The sequence below is a fragment of the Rufibacter ruber genome, from assembly GCF_014138425.1.
Lineage (GTDB): Bacteria > Bacteroidota > Bacteroidia > Cytophagales > Hymenobacteraceae > Nibribacter > Nibribacter ruber_C.
The window spans coordinates 1-1,709 of sequence record NZ_JACJIQ010000043.1 but is presented as its reverse complement, the minus strand read 5'-3'; the positions used below and the strand labels follow the sequence as shown (position 1 = coordinate 1,709).

The 1,709-nt window shown below is 41.1% G+C and carries 1 protein-coding gene; it reads left to right on the top strand.

The window, feature by feature from the left end:
* Positions 1-1,006 precede the first annotated feature (1,006 nt).
* The gene (locus FHS90_RS22175; protein WP_182514621.1) at positions 1,007-1,546 is read left to right on the top strand and encodes a hypothetical protein; all 540 of its coding nucleotides are present in this window, start codon (positions 1,007-1,009) and stop codon (positions 1,544-1,546) included.
* Positions 1,547-1,709: the final 163 nt, after the last annotated feature.

Sequence of the window (1,709 nt, the reverse complement as noted above, 5' to 3'; positions counted from 1 at the left end):
GTACCTGAAAAAGGAAAAACAACTGCGGATAACTACGCCTAGAAGGCATCCAACCTCTACAATGCGTGCAGGACGCCTTCTAGCCTTGTTCGTTATGTGCAATTGTAAATAGAAGTTCTCGCGGCGGCAAGCAAAAAAATCAGCAGAAGCCCACGAAAAATCGGGAATTGCTGCAAAAGTGAACCGGCAAAAGGTTAGATTACCTCAGCAAAAGAAAATGAACGCCGCCCGACTTTATCGGCTAATGTTGCAGTAGAGGGATCGGCCAAGCGTTTGAGCAAAAGGAATTTATCGGCAACGCGTGCAGACGGACCGATTCGAAATGCGTTTCCGGCTTCTTTTTCTGAAAACGTGCCAAAAACAGACGGATAAAGAATTGCGGCTGATTCCCGTTTTCGGGCTGTTTTCCTGAAATCAGGCCAAAAACAGAGAAAGTAAATAGAAATCGGCTGCGGGCGCAAAGAAACAACTGCACATAACAACACCTAAACGTCACGCTTCGGCCGACGGCCTAGCGCGTCGTTTAGCATAGACGTTGGCGGTCATTGTAAACATAAGTTCTCGCGGCGGCCAGCAAAATAAAATCAGCAAACCCGACGAAAAGAATCAGCTAGAGTTGCAGAAATAAATCAGCAGAAGAATTAAGTTAGCTTAGAAAAAGCTGGTGAACGCCGCCCGACTTTGACCTGGAAAAGCCGCAGAAGAGGAATTGACGCAAAATGCTTGCATAGAATTTATCTTCAATGCATGCAATCAGACTTTTGGAATGCGTTTTCGGCCTCGTTTTCCGAAATGAAGCCAAAAACGGATGGACAACAAAAGATTCTTTTTCGCTCAGTAAGCTGTTTTCGGGCTGTTTTTTGAAAATCAGGCCAAAAACAGAATTAGAAAATATCAGCAGATATAAAGAAACAACGTCCGCCAACATTGTGTAAACAGCATCTCGGCCGACGGCCATCGCCGCAGTTTACACTAGCCGTTGGGGGTAATTAGAATAAATATAAAGATGCTTCTGAAAAAACTGAAACAGGAAAAGTTTGATGCGGATTACCATGGGGCAACCATCACAACTTTCTCATTTGAAGGACAAATAGAAGTTATTGACTTTATAAATTCTGATTATTTTAGAATTGACTGTACAAGGGACGACATAAAAGAAAAGCCTCTACAACAGCAAAATAATTATCTCAAACCAGCATTCAACTTAGAAAAACTTTCGATAGAAGATTTTAGAGCCTTGACTCTACCTGGGCTAATTGCTTTTTTTGATAAATATGCCACTGAAGAATGGGGAGAAAGTGACAGAGAAGATTTTATTGTAATTTGGAATAATTTAGGAAACCATCTTTCCCAGCTTGGAGACAGTTTTACGTTCTTCTTGATTTCCAAAGAATGGTTTGAGAACCAAGAAAGCAGAAAGAACCCCGAAAAAGCAGACATTAAATTAAAGGAACCAGAATTTTGGATTTATGGCTATTATTTCATTGTAGTTGGTATTTCTAAAGCCAAGAAAGAACTAATAGCTATTGTTATGTTCTATGACTGAAAAAATAACTTCCCCCAACCACGTGTAAACAGCAGCTTCGGCCGACGGCCTCAGCCGCCGCTTACACTAGTACGTTAGACAGCATTTATAATAAATCATCAATGAAGAAACTCATAATCTTAGCCACTTTCTCAACATTTCTAAATTCATGCGCTAAACCTGA